8 protein-coding genes, 1 tRNA gene and 3 rRNA genes are annotated in these 16182 nt (G+C 53.3%); 10 read left to right on the top strand and 2 right to left on the bottom strand.

Going from position 1 to position 16182, the window contains the following annotated elements; genetic code table 11:
• Window positions 1-87: 87 nt before the first annotated feature.
• Both fadA and fadB read right to left on the bottom strand, forming a co-directional pair.
• Window positions 88-1251 (bottom strand): acetyl-CoA C-acyltransferase FadA, encoded by a 1164-nt coding sequence (gene fadA, locus AC0IXH_RS16520; protein WP_134823198.1) that lies wholly within the window; start codon window positions 1249-1251, stop codon window positions 88-90.
• A 10-nt stretch (window positions 1252-1261) separates the two neighbouring features.
• On the bottom strand, window positions 1262-3448 hold the full coding sequence (fadB, locus tag AC0IXH_RS16515) for a fatty acid oxidation complex subunit alpha FadB (protein ID WP_346568568.1): 2187 nt from the start codon (window positions 3446-3448) through the stop codon (window positions 1262-1264).
• Between the two features lie 187 nt (window positions 3449-3635).
• Here fadB and pepQ point away from each other — a divergent pair, with 187 nt between their 5' ends.
• The 10 genes from pepQ to birA all read left to right on the top strand — a co-directional run bounded on the left by pepQ (window position 3636) and on the right by birA (window position 16173).
• Window positions 3636-4967 (top strand): Xaa-Pro dipeptidase, encoded by a 1332-nt coding sequence (gene pepQ / locus AC0IXH_RS16510; RefSeq protein ID WP_471720731.1) that lies wholly within the window; start codon window positions 3636-3638, stop codon window positions 4965-4967.
• Window positions 4967-5578: an IMPACT family protein gene (locus AC0IXH_RS16505; protein ID WP_013200284.1), complete on the top strand. Its 612-nt coding sequence runs from the start codon at window positions 4967-4969 to the stop codon at window positions 5576-5578. The genes pepQ and AC0IXH_RS16505 overlap by 1 nt, the downstream gene beginning before the upstream one ends.
• A 29-nt stretch (window positions 5579-5607) precedes the next feature.
• Window positions 5608-7059 carry a Trk system potassium transporter TrkH gene (gene trkH / locus AC0IXH_RS16500; RefSeq protein ID WP_013200285.1) on the top strand — a complete coding sequence of 484 codons (1452 nt, stop codon included), beginning with the start codon at window positions 5608-5610 and terminating at the stop codon, window positions 7057-7059.
• Between the two features lie 18 nt (window positions 7060-7077).
• A complete protein-coding gene (hemG, locus tag AC0IXH_RS16495; RefSeq protein ID WP_106382089.1) occupies window positions 7078-7629 on the top strand; it encodes a menaquinone-dependent protoporphyrinogen IX dehydrogenase in 552 nt (183 codons plus the stop codon).
• Window positions 7630-8022: 393 nt separating this feature from the next.
• Window positions 8023-9563, top strand: a 16S ribosomal RNA gene (locus AC0IXH_RS16490).
• 73 nt (window positions 9564-9636) lie between these two features.
• A tRNA-Glu gene (locus AC0IXH_RS16485) sits at window positions 9637-9712 on the top strand.
• A 229-nt stretch (window positions 9713-9941) separates the two neighbouring features.
• Window positions 9942-12849, top strand: a 23S ribosomal RNA gene (locus AC0IXH_RS16480).
• A gap of 107 nt (window positions 12850-12956) precedes the next feature.
• Window positions 12957-13072: ribosomal RNA gene (rrf, locus tag AC0IXH_RS16475) — 5S ribosomal RNA — on the top strand.
• The 16S, 23S and 5S rRNA genes sit together here with 1 tRNA gene alongside, the layout of an rRNA operon.
• 1104 nt (window positions 13073-14176) lie before the next feature.
• On the top strand, window positions 14177-15214 hold the full coding sequence (gene murB, locus AC0IXH_RS16470; protein WP_013200287.1) for a UDP-N-acetylmuramate dehydrogenase: 1038 nt from the start codon (window positions 14177-14179) through the stop codon (window positions 15212-15214).
• Window positions 15211-16173: a bifunctional biotin--[acetyl-CoA-carboxylase] ligase/biotin operon repressor BirA gene (gene birA / locus AC0IXH_RS16465; protein ID WP_471720730.1), complete on the top strand. Its 963-nt coding sequence runs from the start codon at window positions 15211-15213 to the stop codon at window positions 16171-16173. Before murB ends, birA begins: the two co-directional genes overlap by 4 nt.
• Window positions 16174-16182: the final 9 nt, after the last annotated feature.

The following is a 16182-nucleotide window of genomic DNA, read 5'->3' as shown; positions in this document are numbered from 1 at the left end:
AGGACGCTCTGCCCCTGAACCTGAGCAACGAAAAAACCCGCCCCTGACGGGCGGGAATTGAATCAGTGAAACAGCCAGTTCAACGTATCAGATGCGTTCGAAGACGGTGGCGATCCCCTGTCCCAGACCAATACACATGGTCGCCAGGCCAAATTGGGCATCGCGCCTTTCCATCAGATTAAGCAAGGTAGTACTGATGCGGGCACCCGAACAGCCCAGCGGATGACCTAACGCGATTGCACCGCCATTCAGATTGACCTTTTCATCCATCACTTCCAGCAGGCCGAGATCCTGAATACAGGGCAGCGTTTGCGCGGCGAACGCTTCATTCAGTTCGAAGACGCCAATATCCGTCACGTTCAGACCGGCTCTTTTTAACGCCAGTTTTGACGCCGGAACCGGACCGTATCCCATCACCGAAGGGTCACATCCCACCACCGCCATCGCGCGGACAACCGCTCGCGGCTTAAGGCCCAGCTCACGCGCACGGGATTCACTCATTATCAGCATCGCTGCGGCACCGTCTGACAGTGCGGAAGAGGTGCCTGCAGTGACCGTGCCGTTGACCGGATCGAAAGCGGGACGTAATGCGGCGAGGCCCGCAACGGTGGTATCTGAACGGATCACTTCATCGAAGTCGTAACGGCGCAGCACGCCATCCGCATCATGTCCGCTGGTTGGCACAATCTCATTGGCAAAGTGACCGGCCTGGGTGGCAGCCCAGGCACGCTGATGGGAACGTGCGGCGAAGGCGTCCTGACGCTCACGGCTGATTTTATGGATGCGCGCGAGCATCTCGGCGGTTAATCCCATCATCCCAGCCGCTTTGGCGACGGTTTTGCTCAATCCCGGATGAAAGTCCACTCCGTGGTTCATCGGCACGTGGCCCATATGTTCAACGCCACCAATCAGGCAGGCATGGGCATCGCCCACCATAATGGCGCGCGCCGCATCATGCAGCGCCTGCATTGAGGAACCACACAGGCGGTTGACCGTGGTCGCCGGCACGCTGTGCGGGATCTCCGCCAACAGCGACGCGTTGCGGGCAATATTGAAACCCTGTTCGAGGGTTTGCTGCACGCAGCCCCAGTAAATATCGTCCAGCGAAGACGCGTCCAGCGCGGGATTGCGGCTCAACAGGTTGCGCATCAAATGTGCCGATAAATCTTCAGCACGAACGTGGCGATAAGCGCCACCTTTAGAACGACCCATCGGCGTGCGGATGGCATCAACAATCACGACTTTTTCCATTTTCTTACCCTCACGCCGTTTTCAGAGTGGCATCGCCGATGGGCGCGGCCTGTGGATACCAGCTTTCGTCTTTCTGCGCTTTTTCACGCAGGCCAGCAGGCGGCTGATAAAGCGCACCCAGCTCGCTGAACGGTTCAGCCTGGCTGACAAAACGCGCATTGCCTTGCGTATCGAGATAGCGGAAAGCGCCGCCGTGGAAAGGCGGGAAGCCGAGTCCATAAACCAGCGCCATATCGGCCTCGGCAGGGGAGGCAATAATTCCCTCTTCCAGGCAACGTACGACTTCATTGATCATCGGGATCATCATGCGGGACACGATCTCATCATCGCTGAACACCCGCTTTGACTGACAGACCGTCTGCAACAGGTCATCGACCGCCGGATCTGCCACCTTCTTCTGTTTACCCTTGCTGTCAGTTTCCCAGCGATAGAAGCCAAGCTGATTTTTCTGACCAAAGCGTTTGGCATCGAACAGCACGTCAATCGCATCGCGATAATCTTTCTTCATGCGGGAAGGGAATCCGTCAGCCATCACCATCTGTGCATGGTGAGCGGTATCAATCCCCACCACGTCCAGCAGCCAGGCCGGGCCCATTGGCCAGCCGAACTGTTTTTCCATCACTTTATCTATCTGGCGGAAGTCTGCGCCATCGCGCAGCAGCAGGCTGAAGCCCGCAAAGTAAGGGAACAGCACCCGGTTAACGAAAAAGCCCGGACAGTCATTAACAACGATCGGCGTTTTGCCCATTTTGCTGGCCCAGGCCACCACGGTTGCCAGCGTCGCGTCTGAGGTTTTCTCACCCCGGATCACTTCGACCAGCGGCATGCGGTGAACAGGATTAAAGAAGTGCATGCCGCAGAAATTTTCTGGCCGCTTCAACGCGTGGGCCAGATGGCTGATTGGGATGGTGGAGGTATTCGACGCCAGGATCGCACCGCTGTGCAGATAGCCTTCCGTTTCTGCCAGCACCGCGGCTTTTACCTTCGGGTTTTCAACAACGGCTTCAACCACAATGTCTGCCCGCTCAAAGCCGGCATAGTCCAGCGTGGGTTGAATGGTGCCAATAATGCCAGCCAGTTTCATGCCGTCGATTTTTCCGCGCTCCAGCTGTTTATTCAGCAGTTTCGCGGCTTCTTTCATACCCAATTCCAGCGAGGCCGGATTAATGTCCTTCATCATCACCGGTACGCCTTTCGAGGCGGACTGATAAGCAATGCCGCCGCCCATAATACCGGCGCCCAGCACAGCGGCTTGTTTTGGCGTTTCAACGTCGCGGGTCAGCTTTTTGGCTTTGGCCTTCACCGCCTGATCGTTGAGGAAGATCCCCACCAGTGCGCGAGCCTCGTCAGAACGGGCCAGTGGCACAAAGGCCTGCGTCTCCAGCTTCAGCGCAGCATCACGGCCCAGACCTGCTGCGGCCTCAATGGTTTTCACCGCCATCATTGGTGCCGGGTAATGTTTCCCGGCGGTCTGCAGCACCATACTTTTTGCGATGCTGAAGCTCATGGTGGCTTCAATTTTGCTCAGTTTCAGCGGCGCAAGCTTCGGCTGACGACGTGCGCGCCAGTCCTGCTTGCCGGACATCGCTTCCTGCAGGATGGCCAGCGCGGCCTGCTGCAATTTCTCAACCGGGACCACGGCATCAACCAGACCGATGGCCAGCGCTTTTTGCGCATCGACATCTTTGCCGGCGGCTATAATTTCCAGCGCGCTGTCCGCACCTAACAGGCGAGGCAGGCGTACCGATCCCCCAAAGCCAGGCATGATGCCCAGTTTGGTTTCCGGCAGGCCGATGCGGGCGTCCGGGGTGGCGATACGGAAATCGGTCGCCAGAATGCATTCACATCCGCCGCCGAGGGCATAGCCCTGGATCGCGGATAGCGTCGGCACGGGCAGGTCTTCCAGTCGGCTAAAGATGCCGTTGGCAAATCCCAGCCACTGTTCCAGTTTTTCAGCCGGTGCCGCAAACAGAGAAAGGAACTCAGTGATATCCGCGCCAACAATAAAAGCCGGTTTGCGGGAGCTGAGCAGCAGCGCTTTCAGCCCTGGCTGCTTCTCCAGAACCGAAATAGCTTCACCCAGGCTGGCCACGGTTTGTGTATCCAACTTATTCACCGAGCCGGGCGCATCAAAAGCCAGCTCGGCGATGCCATCTTCCAGCCAGTCCAGGGTAAGCGTGTCGCCTTTGTAGAGCATGTTGATCTCCTGAAGCCGCGTTAAGGGGATCTGGTCATACCAGATGATCGAGAGTGTGGAAGGGATGTTAATTATTTGCAAACGAGAGTTTGCTAATTTGCAAACAAGATCACAGGCGCGGCAAAACGGCATCGGGTAAAGGGCTGTGATAAGATGCGCTCAATTTCACGTTAATGGAGACGGAGTTATGGAATCGTTGGTCACTCTTTATCAGGACCACCTGAAAACACTACAGGCGCGTGCTCAGCAGGTATTAGCTCGCAGCAAGCTGGATGCCATGTTGATCCATTCGGGAGAACTGCTCACCGTTTTCCTCGACGATCATACCTATCCCTTTAAAGTGAATCCGCAATTCAAAGCCTGGGTGCCGGTGACCTCTGTGCCGAACTGCTGGCTGTGGGTGGATGGCGTAAACAAACCTAAGCTGTGGTTCTACTCGCCGGTTGATTACTGGCACAACGTTGAGCCGCTGCCGCAAAGCTTCTGGACCGACGAAATCGACATCGTGGCGTTAAAAAATGCCGATGAGATTCAACAGCTGTTGCCTGCTCAGCTGGGTAATGTGGCTTATATCGGCCCTGTGCCCGCGCGCGCAGCGCAGTTAGGCATCAAAGCGGAGCTGACTAACCCGAAAGCCGCTATCGATTTCCTGCATTACCATCGCTCGCTGAAAACTGACTATGAGCTGTACTGCATGCGCGAAGCGCAGAAAACCGCGGTGATCGGTCATCGTGCGGCCAAAGAGGCGTTCCTCTCAGGCATGAGCGAGTTTGATATCAATGGCGCTTACCTGAGTGCCACCGGCCACCGCGATATTGATGTGCCTTACGGCAATATCATTGCGCTGAATGAGCACGCTGCGGTGCTGCATTACACCAAGTTGGATCATCTGCCCCCTGCGCAGTCGCGTAGCTTCCTGATTGATGCCGGAACAGAATACAACGGCTATGCGGCCGATCTGACCCGCACCTATTCAGCGCAAAGTGACAATGACTATGCCCAGCTGATCCGCGATATGAATGAAGAAGAGCTGGCGCTGATCGCCACGATGAAAGCGGGCGTTCGCTACACCGAATACCATCTGCAAATGCACCAGCGTATTGCCAAACTGTTGCTTAAGCATCAGCTGGTGAAAGGGCTGAGTGAGGAAGCGCTGGTGGCGGAAGATCTGACCGGGCCGTTTATGCCCCATGGCATTGGTCATCCGCTGGGACTTCAGGTTCATGATGTCGCCGGATTTATGCAGGATGAAGAGGGCACCCATCAGGCCGCACTTGCGCAATATCCTTACCTGCGCTGCACGCGCATTCTGGAACCGCGGATGGTGGTCACCATCGAACCTGGCATCTACTTTATTGATTCTCTGCTGGCGCCATGGCGTGAAGGTAAGTTCAGCCAGCATTTCAACTGGGACCGCATTGATGCGCTCAAGCCTTATGGCGGCATTCGTATCGAGGATAACGTGATTATTCGCGAACAGGGCGTGGAAAATATGACGCGTGACCTGAAGCTGGACTGATGGACGCGTATGACATCCCCGCTGAGCGCTTCAGCGTCAGCGAGGAGATTAAAAAAAGCCGCTTTATTACACTGTTGGCCCATACTGACGGCGTGGAAGCGGCGCGGGCCTTTGTTCAGCAGGTCAAAGGCGAGCATCCTTCTGCCCGCCACCATTGCTGGGCATGGGTGGCGGGAGCCCCTTCCGACTCACAACAGCTTGGGTTCTCTGATGACGGTGAACCCTCTGGCACGGCAGGTAAACCGATGCTTGCTCAGCTGATGGGAAACAACATCGGGGAAGTGACCGCCGTCGTCGTGCGTTATTACGGTGGCATCCAGTTGGGTACGGGCGGCTTAGTGAAGGCGTATGGCGGAGGTGTTCAACAGGCATTAAAGCTGCTGCCGCGTCAGCAAAAAGTCCCGATGCTGACCTTCACGCTCTCCTGTGACTATGCTCAACTGGCAGAGATAGAAAGAATGACTGGCCGCTTTCATGGCCAGCTGTTGCAGACAGAATTTTTGGCATGCGTCTCGCTGACGCTGGCCTTGCCCCATGCGCAGGTGGCCGGGTTTTCGCAAAATCTTACAGACTTTAGCCGAGGGGCGCTCACGCTCACACCGCTCGACTAACCTCATCATCGTCAGGAAGGAAAGGCTACATGCATTATCGTGCCATTACCCGCATCGTTGGGTTGCTGGTCATTTTGTTCTCGGGGACGATGATCGTGCCGGGCCTGGTCGCGTTAATCTACCGCGATGGTGCCGGACGAGCCTTTACTCAGACCTTCTTTATGGCACTGCTGATCGGCTCGATGCTGTGGTGGCCCAACCGAAAGCAGAAAAAAGAGCTGAAGCCTAAAGAGGGCTTCCTGATCGTCGTGCTGTTCTGGACAGTGCTGGGCAGTGTGGGGGCGATGCCCTTTATCTTTGCGGAACATCCCAACCTTTCAATTACCGATGCCTTCTTTGAATCCTTCTCAGGCCTGACGACGACCGGTGCCACGACGCTGGTGGGGCTGGACTCGCTCCCGAAAGCGATCCTCTTCTACCGGCAAATGCTGCAATGGCTGGGCGGCATGGGGATCATTGTGCTGGCAGTGGCAATTCTGCCGATTCTGGGCGTGGGGGGCATGCAGCTCTATCGCGCTGAAATGCCCGGCCCGTTGAAAGACAATAAGATGCGGCCGCGTATTGCTGAGACGGCGAAAACCCTGTGGCTGATCTACGTGTTGCTGACCGTCGTCTGTGCGCTGGCACTCTGGCTGGCGGGTATGCCGCTGTTTGATGCCATCGGCCACAGCTTCTCAACGATCGCCATCGGCGGCTTCTCCACCCATGATGCGAGTATCGGCTATTTCAACAGCCCGACGATTAACACGATTATTGCCATCTTCCTGCTGATTTCCGGCTGTAACTACGGCCTGCACTTCTCTCTGCTGAGTGGTCGCAATCTTCGCGTTTACTGGCGCGATCCAGAATTCCGCATGTTTATTGGGGTGCAGCTGACCTTAGTGGTGATCTGCACCATCGTGTTGTGGTTCCACGATGTCTATCATTCCGGACTGCAAACGCTGAACCAGGCCTTCTTCCAGGTCGTGTCGATGGCCACCACCGCCGGTTTTACCACCGACAGCATCGCGCGCTGGCCACTGTTCCTGCCGGTCTTGTTGTTGTGCTCTGCCTTTATTGGTGGTTGTGCCGGTTCGACGGGCGGCGGGCTTAAGGTCATCCGTATCCTGCTGCTGTTCAAACAGGGTAACCGTGAGTTAAAGCGCCTGGTGCATCCGAACGCGGTTTACACCATCAAGCTGGGACAGCGCGCGCTGCCGGAACGTATCCTCGAAGCGGTGTGGGGATTCTTCTCTGCGTATGCGTTGGTGTTCCTGTTGAGCATGCTGGCGATTATCGCGACCGGCGTTGATGATTTTTCTGCGTTTGCGGCTGTGGCAGCTACCCTGAACAATCTGGGCCCAGGATTGGGAGTGGTGGCAGATAACTTCACCACCATGAATGATACGGCGAAATGGATCTTAATCCTGACGATGCTGTTTGGTCGTCTTGAAGTGTTCACGCTGCTAGTCCTGTTTACGCCGACCTTCTGGCGCGAGTAACTAAAACGAGTAATGAATATGAAAGCGTTGATTCTGTTTTCCAGCCGCGAGGGACAAACCCGCGAGATTGCAGCTTATATAGCTAACCAACTTAAAGAGCAGCAGGAGTGTGAGGTAGTGAATATCGAACATGCCTCTGCTGTTGACTGGTCTAAGTACGATCGGGTGTTGATCGGGGCCTCTATTCACTACGGTCACTTCCATCCGGCGGTAACCAAATTTGTGAAGAAGAACCTTGCCCAGTTAAATGAAAGGCCAAGCGGCTTCTTCTCCGTCAACCTGACCGCCCGTAAAGCAGAGAAGCGTACGCCGCAGACCAATGCGTATACCCGCAAGTTCCTGTTGCAGTCGCCATGGCAGCCGGACTGCTGTGCGGTATTCGCTGGCGCACTGCGTTATCCGCGCTATGGCTTCTTCGATCGCTTTATGATCCGCTTGATTATGCGTATGACCGGCGGCGAAACCGATGTCAGTAAAGAAGTTGAGTACACAGATTGGGTTCAGGTGGGTCGCTTTGCCCATGAATTTGCTGGATTATCAGGCAAAATGCAGGAAAAAAAGGCGCTTTGATGAAAAATGACGCTGTCAGTCATTTTTCTGCAATAAACACTTGTCCTCCGTCAGGAACTCCCTATAATGCGCATCCACTGACACGGAACAACGACTTCACGGTCACCGGGTCAGAGGTTCAGGAAGCTGAATCGCCGGAGAAAAACTTCCCAAAAAGAAGTTGACTCTGAAGGAGGAAAGCGTAATATACGCCACCTCGCAGTAAGGCGCCAAGGCACTTACCGCAATGCTCTTTAACAATTTATCAGACAATCTGTGTGGGCACTCGCAGGATTGGTATCAGCGCCGCAAGGCGCAAAAAAATATCAAGCCTTAAGAGTGAACACATAATGAAATTCATTATGACGTTTTACACTTGAGCATCGCTGAACTTGTTTCAGCAAATCGAACTTTTAATTGAAGAGTTTGATCATGGCTCAGATTGAACGCTGGCGGCAGGCCTAACACATGCAAGTCGAACGGTAGCACAGAGAGCTTGCTCTCGGGTGACGAGTGGCGGACGGGTGAGTAATGTCTGGGAAACTGCCTGATGGAGGGGGATAACTACTGGAAACGGTAGCTAATACCGCATAACGTCTTCGGACCAAAGTGGGGGACCTTCGGGCCTCACACCATCGGATGTGCCCAGATGGGATTAGCTAGTAGGTGGGGTAATGGCTCACCTAGGCGACGATCCCTAGCTGGTCTGAGAGGATGACCAGCCACACTGGAACTGAGACACGGTCCAGACTCCTACGGGAGGCAGCAGTGGGGAATATTGCACAATGGGCGCAAGCCTGATGCAGCCATGCCGCGTGTATGAAGAAGGCCTTCGGGTTGTAAAGTACTTTCAGCGGGGAGGAAGGCGATAAGGTTAATAACCTTATCGATTGACGTTACCCGCAGAAGAAGCACCGGCTAACTCCGTGCCAGCAGCCGCGGTAATACGGAGGGTGCAAGCGTTAATCGGAATTACTGGGCGTAAAGCGCACGCAGGCGGTCTGTCAAGTCAGATGTGAAATCCCCGGGCTTAACCTGGGAACTGCATTTGAAACTGGCAGGCTAGAGTCTTGTAGAGGGGGGTAGAATTCCAGGTGTAGCGGTGAAATGCGTAGAGATCTGGAGGAATACCGGTGGCGAAGGCGGCCCCCTGGACAAAGACTGACGCTCAGGTGCGAAAGCGTGGGGAGCAAACAGGATTAGATACCCTGGTAGTCCACGCCGTAAACGATGTCGACTTGGAGGTTGTGCCCTTGAGGCGTGGCTTCCGGAGCTAACGCGTTAAGTCGACCGCCTGGGGAGTACGGCCGCAAGGTTAAAACTCAAATGAATTGACGGGGGCCCGCACAAGCGGTGGAGCATGTGGTTTAATTCGATGCAACGCGAAGAACCTTACCTGGCCTTGACATCCACGGAATTCGGCAGAGATGCCTTAGTGCCTTCGGGAACCGTGAGACAGGTGCTGCATGGCTGTCGTCAGCTCGTGTTGTGAAATGTTGGGTTAAGTCCCGCAACGAGCGCAACCCTTATCCTTTGTTGCCAGCGAGTAATGTCGGGAACTCAAAGGAGACTGCCGGTGACAAACCGGAGGAAGGTGGGGATGACGTCAAGTCATCATGGCCCTTACGGCCAGGGCTACACACGTGCTACAATGGCGCATACAAAGAGAAGCGAACTCGCGAGAGCAAGCGGACCTCACAAAGTGCGTCGTAGTCCGGATCGGAGTCTGCAACTCGACTCCGTGAAGTCGGAATCGCTAGTAATCGTAGATCAGAATGCTACGGTGAATACGTTCCCGGGCCTTGTACACACCGCCCGTCACACCATGGGAGTGGGTTGCAAAAGAAGTAGGTAGCTTAACCTTCGGGAGGGCGCTTACCACTTTGTGATTCATGACTGGGGTGAAGTCGTAACAAGGTAACCGTAGGGGAACCTGCGGTTGGATCACCTCCTTACCTGAAGATACCTTCCCGCGTAGTGTCCACAACAGATTGTCTGATAGAAAACGTAATGAGCAACAGTAACAGAGTCCCCATCGTCTAGAGGCCCAGGACACTGCCCTTTCACGGCTGTAACAGGGGTTCGAATCCCCTTGGGGACGCCATCTCCTGATAATGAGTGAAAGACATTATCAACCCGTATCTCAAAACTGATTCTCTCCGCAAGGACGAGTCACGTTTGAGATATTTGCTCTTTAACAATCCGGAACAAGCTGAAAATTGAAACGACATGTCGTTTTCATTCTCCGTAATAAGAATGAAATCAACGATATGTTCGAGTCTCTCAAATGCTTACAACAGCAATGTGTCTTTCGGGACGCTTGTGGGTTGTGAGGTTAAGTGACTAAGCGTACACGGTGGATGCCTAGGCAGTCAGAGGCGATGAAGGGCGTGCTAATCTGCGATAAGCGTCGGTAAGGTGATATGAACCGTAATAACCGACGATACCCGAATGGGGAAACCCGGTGCACTTTGGTGCATCATTGCAACATGAATACATAGTGTTGCAAGGCGAACCTGGGGAACTGAAACATCTAAGTACCCAGAGGAAAAGAAATCAACCGAGATTCCCCCAGTAGCGGCGAGCGAACGGGGAACAGCCCAGAACCTGAATCAGTTTGTGCATTAGTGGAAGCGTCTGGAAAGTCGCAGGGTACAGGGTGATACTCCCGTACACAAAAATGCACTTATTGTGAGTTCGATGAGTAGGGCGGGACACGTGACATCCTGTCTGAATATGGGGGGACCATCCTCCAAGGCTAAATACTCCTGACTGACCGATAGTGAACCAGTACCGTGAGGGAAAGGCGAAAAGAACCCCGGCGAGGGGAGTGAAACAGAACCTGAAACCGTGTACGTACAAGCAGTGGGAGCACCTTCGTGGTGTGACTGCGTACCTTTTGTATAATGGGTCAGCGACTTATATTCTGTAGCAAGGTTAACCGTATAGGGGAGCCGAAGGGAAACCGAGTCTTAACTGGGCGTTAAGTTGCAGGGTATAGACCCGAAACCCGGTGATCTAGCCATGGGCAGGTTGAAGGTTGGGTAACACTAACTGGAGGACCGAACCGACTAATGTTGAAAAATTAGCGGATGACTTGTGGCTGGGGGTGAAAGGCCAATCAAACCGGGAGATAGCTGGTTCTCCCCGAAAGCTATTTAGGTAGCGCCTCGTGAACTCATCTTCGGGGGTAGAGCACTGTTTCGGCTAGGGGGCCATCCCGGCTTACCAACCCGATGCAAACTGCGAATACCGAAGAATGTTATCACGGGAGACACACGGCGGGTGCTAACGTCCGTCGTGAAGAGGGAAACAACCCAGACCGCCAGCTAAGGTCCCAAAGTCATGGTTAAGTGGGAAACGATGTGGGAAGGCACAGACAGCCAGGATGTTGGCTTAGAAGCAGCCATCATTTAAAGAAAGCGTAATAGCTCACTGGTCGAGTCGGCCTGCGCGGAAGATGTAACGGGGCTAAACCATGCACCGAAGCTGCGGCAGCGACGCTTATGCGTTGTTGGGTAGGGGAGCGTTCTGTAAGCCGTCGAAGGTGGACTGTGAGGTCTGCTGGAGGTATCAGAAGTGCGAATGCTGACATAAGTAACGATAAAGCGGGTGAAAAGCCCGCTCGCCGGAAGACCAAGGGTTCCTGTCCAACGTTAATCGGGGCAGGGTGAGTCGACCCCTAAGGCGAGGCCGAAAGGCGTAGTCGATGGGAAACAGGTTAATATTCCTGTACTCGGTGTTACTGCGAAGGGGGGACGGAGAAGGCTATGTTAGCCGGGCGACGGTTGTCCCGGTTTAAGCATGTAGGCGGAGAGTTTAGGTAAATCCGGACTCTTTTTAACGCTGAGGTGTGATGACGAGGCACTACGGTGCTGAAGTAACAAATGCCCTGCTTCCAGGAAAAGCCTCTAAGCATCAGGTAACACGGAATCGTACCCCAAACCGACACAGGTGGTCAGGTAGAGAATACCAAGGCGCTTGAGAGAACTCGGGTGAAGGAACTAGGCAAAATGGTGCCGTAACTTCGGGAGAAGGCACGCTGGCGCGTAGGTGAAGGGACTTGCTCCCGGAGCTGAAGCCAGTCGAAGATACCAGCTGGCTGCAACTGTTTATTAAAAACACAGCACTGTGCAAACACGAAAGTGGACGTATACGGTGTGACGCCTGCCCGGTGCCGGAAGGTTAATTGATGGGGTTATCCGCAAGGAGAAGCTCTTGATCGAAGCCCCGGTAAACGGCGGCCGTAACTATAACGGTCCTAAGGTAGCGAAATTCCTTGTCGGGTAAGTTCCGACCTGCACGAATGGCGTAATGATGGCCAGGCTGTCTCCACCCGAGACTCAGTGAAATTGAACTCGCTGTGAAGATGCAGTGTACCCGCGGCAAGACGGAAAGACCCCGTGAACCTTTACTATAGCTTGACACTGAATATTGAACCTTGATGTGTAGGATAGGTGGGAGGCTTTGAAGCGTGGACGCCAGTCTGCGTGGAGCCAACCTTGAAATACCACCCTTTAACGTTTGATGTTCTAACCTGGCGCCGTGATCCGGCGTGGGGACAGTGTCTGGTGGGTAGTTTGACTGGGGCGGTCTCCTCCTAAAGAGTAACGGAGGAGCACGAAGGTTAGCTAATCACGGTCGGACATCGTGAGGTTAGTGCAATGGCATAAGCTAGCTTGACTGCGAGAGTGACGGCTCGAGCAGGTGCGAAAGCAGGTCATAGTGATCCGGTGGTTCTGAATGGAAGGGCCATCGCTCAACGGATAAAAGGTACTCCGGGGATAACAGGCTGATACCGCCCAAGAGTTCATATCGACGGCGGTGTTTGGCACCTCGATGTCGGCTCATCACATCCTGGGGCTGAAGTAGGTCCCAAGGGTACGGCTGTTCGCCGTTTAAAGTGGTACGCGAGCTGGGTTTAGAACGTCGTGAGACAGTTCGGTCCCTATCTGCCGTGGGCGCTGGAAGATTGAGAGGGGTTGCTCCTAGTACGAGAGGACCGGAGTGAACGCACCACTGGTGTTCGGGTTGTCATGCCAATGGCATTGCCCGGTAGCTAAGTGCGGAAAAGATAAGCGCTGAAAGCATCTAAGCGCGAAACTTGCCTCGAGATGAATCTTCCCTGGGCCTTTAAGGCCCCTGAAGGGACGTTGAAGACTACGACGTTGATAGGCCGGGTGTGTAAGCGCAGCGATGCGTTGAGCTAACCGGTACTAATGACCCGTGAGGCTTAACCTTACAACACCAGAAGCGTTCTGGTGGTGTCTGAGAGACACGAACAGATATTTTCAGCTTGAACCGGATAAATTTGCGCGGCCCTATGGCGGCGTGAATAACAGAATTTGCCTGGCGGCTTTAGCGCGGTGGTCCCACCTGACCCCATGCCGAACTCAGAAGTGAAACGCCGTAGCGCCGATGGTAGTGTGGGGTCTCCCCATGCGAGAGTAGGGAACTGCCAGGCATCAATTAAGCAGACAAGCCTCATGCGAAAGCATGGGGCTTTTTTGTGTGCGTGAGAAGGCAAAACCCGCCTCAAAACGGCTCCCGGATTCCCCAGGCCCGCCTGATAACGGCCGAAACCCGCCACTAAAATCCAAAACCCGCCACTGAAATCCAAAACCGCCCCAAACACCCCCTAAAACTCCCAAACCATCCCAAACCATCCCAAACCATCCCAAAACCAGACAAAAGAAGACGCCGTCCTTCCGCACGACGCCTTAAAGGATAATGACAGGCAGATAACGTCGTGTTCTGAAAGCGTTAATTACCCGACCTTGTTAAGGAGAACATAATGGTAATTTTATTGAGATCCATAAACCCGATGGAATAACCAAACTATAAGAGTAATTAGCAAAAATTTATTCTGACTGTGGTTTTTTACAGATAATATTTAAATTTTAAGGAGAGAATAAAAGTGCAGAGGATAAAGACACTGAGTGAAGGGTTTGTTGAGTGAAATAACTGAGCGACTGATATTGCTATATCCTAACCTTCCATTGCACGCATTGTACATGACGTAAGACAGACAGGGGAGCTCAAAATATTTAAATGATTTCTTGGTGGTAAACACCAATCACTCGCATTATATATTAGCCAGTTTTTATGGCCAATCTCCTGCTAATGGCGTCCCGAGACAATATGAAAAACTGAACCTGAATAGCGTTAAAATAATTCCATCTCATCAGCTATCCTATCAACAGTTGTAGTCTGGTAGACCTTCATTGCCTGAATCTGTATCAAATAGTCTTCAGATGGAATGAATATCATCGGGTCGTCTGATGTGATCTAAATTCATTATTACAATCATGCATTCAATTAAACCTCATCATTGTTAAAGGGGGTTATTTAATGGTGGGTGAATGTTTTGGTGAAACAGTCGATTGATTGAGATGGGGTTTTGTCCCTGCATTTTAATATAAAGCAATATTCAAGAGTTTGGTTTTTAGGGGTTATCCGTAACTCATTCCCGTATTACAACAAAAGTCTTTATTAAATCAAAATCCACTGCAAGCTTGCGGATGGATGGGGTACACTCTCCCGTAGATTAATTTATTAAGGTTTGAGCATGTCCTCTCAACATAACTCCCTTCAATCCTGGAATACTTTTGGCCTTGACGCCCATGCCGCTAATCTTGATGTAGCGACCAGCGCAGAGTCGCTTCTGCAAAGCTGGCAGCAGAGCCTGCTACACAACCAGCCGGTGTTGCTACTGGGAGAAGGTAGCAACATTCTTTTCCTGGAAGACTTTTCTGGCCGGGTGATCATCAACAGAATTAAAGGCATACAGATCGAGGAAGATCAGCATCACTGGCAGCTGCATATCGGCGCGGGTGAAAACTGGCACAATCTGGTGCAGGTCCTGCTGGAGAAAGGCATACCGGGACTGGAAAATCTGGCGATGATCCCCGGTTGTGTTGGTTCAGCACCTATACAGAACATTGGGGCTTATGGCGTCGAGCTAAAGGATGTCTGTGCTTATGTTGATGTATTGGATTTAAACACCGGTGAAGTCGAACGTCTGACGGCAGCCGCATGCCAGTTCGGTTATCGGGACAGCATCTTTAAGCATCAGTATCAGCTGGGCTATGCCATTGTTGCCGTAGGACTGGTGTTGAACAAACAGTGGTGCCCGGTAATGACTTACGGCGACCTGAGAGCATTAGATCCACAGACAGTCACTCCCCAACAAATTTTCGATGCGGTCTGCGCAATGCGTAGCAGTAAGCTGCCGGATCCGGCGATAACAGGTAACGCTGGCAGCTTCTTCAAGAATCCGGTTGTCACTGCTGAAGCCGCAGAGGCGATCCGCACTGCCTACCCAACGCTGCCCGCTTATCCTCAAGCGGATGGAAGAGTAAAGCTGGCTGCAGGCTGGCTGATTGAGCAGTGTGAGCTTAAAGGGGTTAGCGTTGGCGGCGCAGCGGTGCATCAGCAGCAGGCGCTGGTTTTGATCAACAAAGAGAAGGCGACAGGGAGCGACATAGTGGCTTTAGCGCATGAAGTGCGCCAACGAGTGGGCACGAAATTTAACGTGTGGCTTGAGCCTGAGGTGCGCTTTATTGGCGCGCAGGGTGAAAAGGATGCAGTTGGAGTCATTGCATGAAAGCAAATACCGTCCCGTTAACGCTGATTGGCCTGTTGGCTGATGGCGAGTTCCATTCCGGAGAGCAGCTTGGCGAACAGCTGGGTATGAGCCGCGCCGCAATCAATAAGCACATTCAGACCCTGAAGGATTGGGGGATTGATGTCTTCACTGTTACCGGCAAAGGCTATAGCCTGCCGGCACCGATGCAGCTGCTGGATGAAGAAACGATTATGGCGCAGCTGAAGGAAAAACGGCTGGCCGTAATCCCGGTGATTGATTCAACTAATCAGTATCTGTTGGAAAGAATGGATTCACTGCAATCAGGTGATGCCTGTGTCGCAGAGTATCAACAGGCTGGCAGAGGACGGCGTGGTCGTCAGTGGTTCTCCCCGTTTGGTTCTAATCTCTATTTATCTCTTTACTGGCGCCTGGACCAGGGGCCAATGGCGGCAATGGGCCTGAGTTTAGTTATCGGGATTGTCATTGCCGAAGTTTTGCAATCACTGGGTGCTAAAGACGTTCGCGTAAAGTGGCCTAACGATCTCTATCTGAACGATCGCAAACTGGCCGGCATTTTGGTTGAGTTGACCGGAAAAACCGGCGATGCCGCTCAGTTGGTGATCGGTGCGGGTATCAATCTTGCTATGCGCTCACCCGATGCCGGTATTGTGAACCAGGGCTGGATAAACCTGCAGGAAGCCGGCGTCAACGTGGACCGAAATAAGCTAACGGCGCATCTGATCAACAATATGCGTGAATCGTTGCCGATATTTGAGCGCGAGGGACTGGCACCTTTTATCGATCGCTGGAGCGAGCTGGATAACTTTATTAACCGGCCGGTTAAATTGCTGATTGGCGATAAAGAAATCCCGGGAATTGCGCGCGGCATCGATCAGCAAGGCGGATTAATTCTGGAGCAGGATGGGGTAAGGAAATCCTGGGTCGGGGGCGAAATTTCGCTTCGTCCGCAAGATTAATTGCAAGAA

The organism is Erwinia sp. AC075, assembly GCF_979253995.1.
This window is presented reverse-complemented; position numbering and strand designations above follow the sequence as displayed.

Coding starts and splice junctions, on each gene's coding strand:
- fadA (WP_134823198.1), bottom strand. CDS start 1,251: ATGGAAAAAGTCGTGATTGTTGATGCCATCCGCACGCCGATGGGTCGT.
- fadB (WP_346568568.1), bottom strand. CDS start 3,448: ATGCTCTACAAAGGCGACACGCTTACCCTGGACTGGCTGGAAGATGGC.
- pepQ (WP_471720731.1), top strand. CDS start 3,636: ATGGAATCGTTGGTCACTCTTTATCAGGACCACCTGAAAACACTACAG.
- AC0IXH_RS16505 (WP_013200284.1), top strand. CDS start 4,967: ATGGACGCGTATGACATCCCCGCTGAGCGCTTCAGCGTCAGCGAGGAG.
- trkH (WP_013200285.1), top strand. CDS start 5,608: ATGCATTATCGTGCCATTACCCGCATCGTTGGGTTGCTGGTCATTTTG.
- hemG (WP_106382089.1), top strand. CDS start 7,078: ATGAAAGCGTTGATTCTGTTTTCCAGCCGCGAGGGACAAACCCGCGAG.
- murB (WP_013200287.1), top strand. CDS start 14,177: ATGTCCTCTCAACATAACTCCCTTCAATCCTGGAATACTTTTGGCCTT.
- birA (WP_471720730.1), top strand. CDS start 15,211: ATGAAAGCAAATACCGTCCCGTTAACGCTGATTGGCCTGTTGGCTGAT.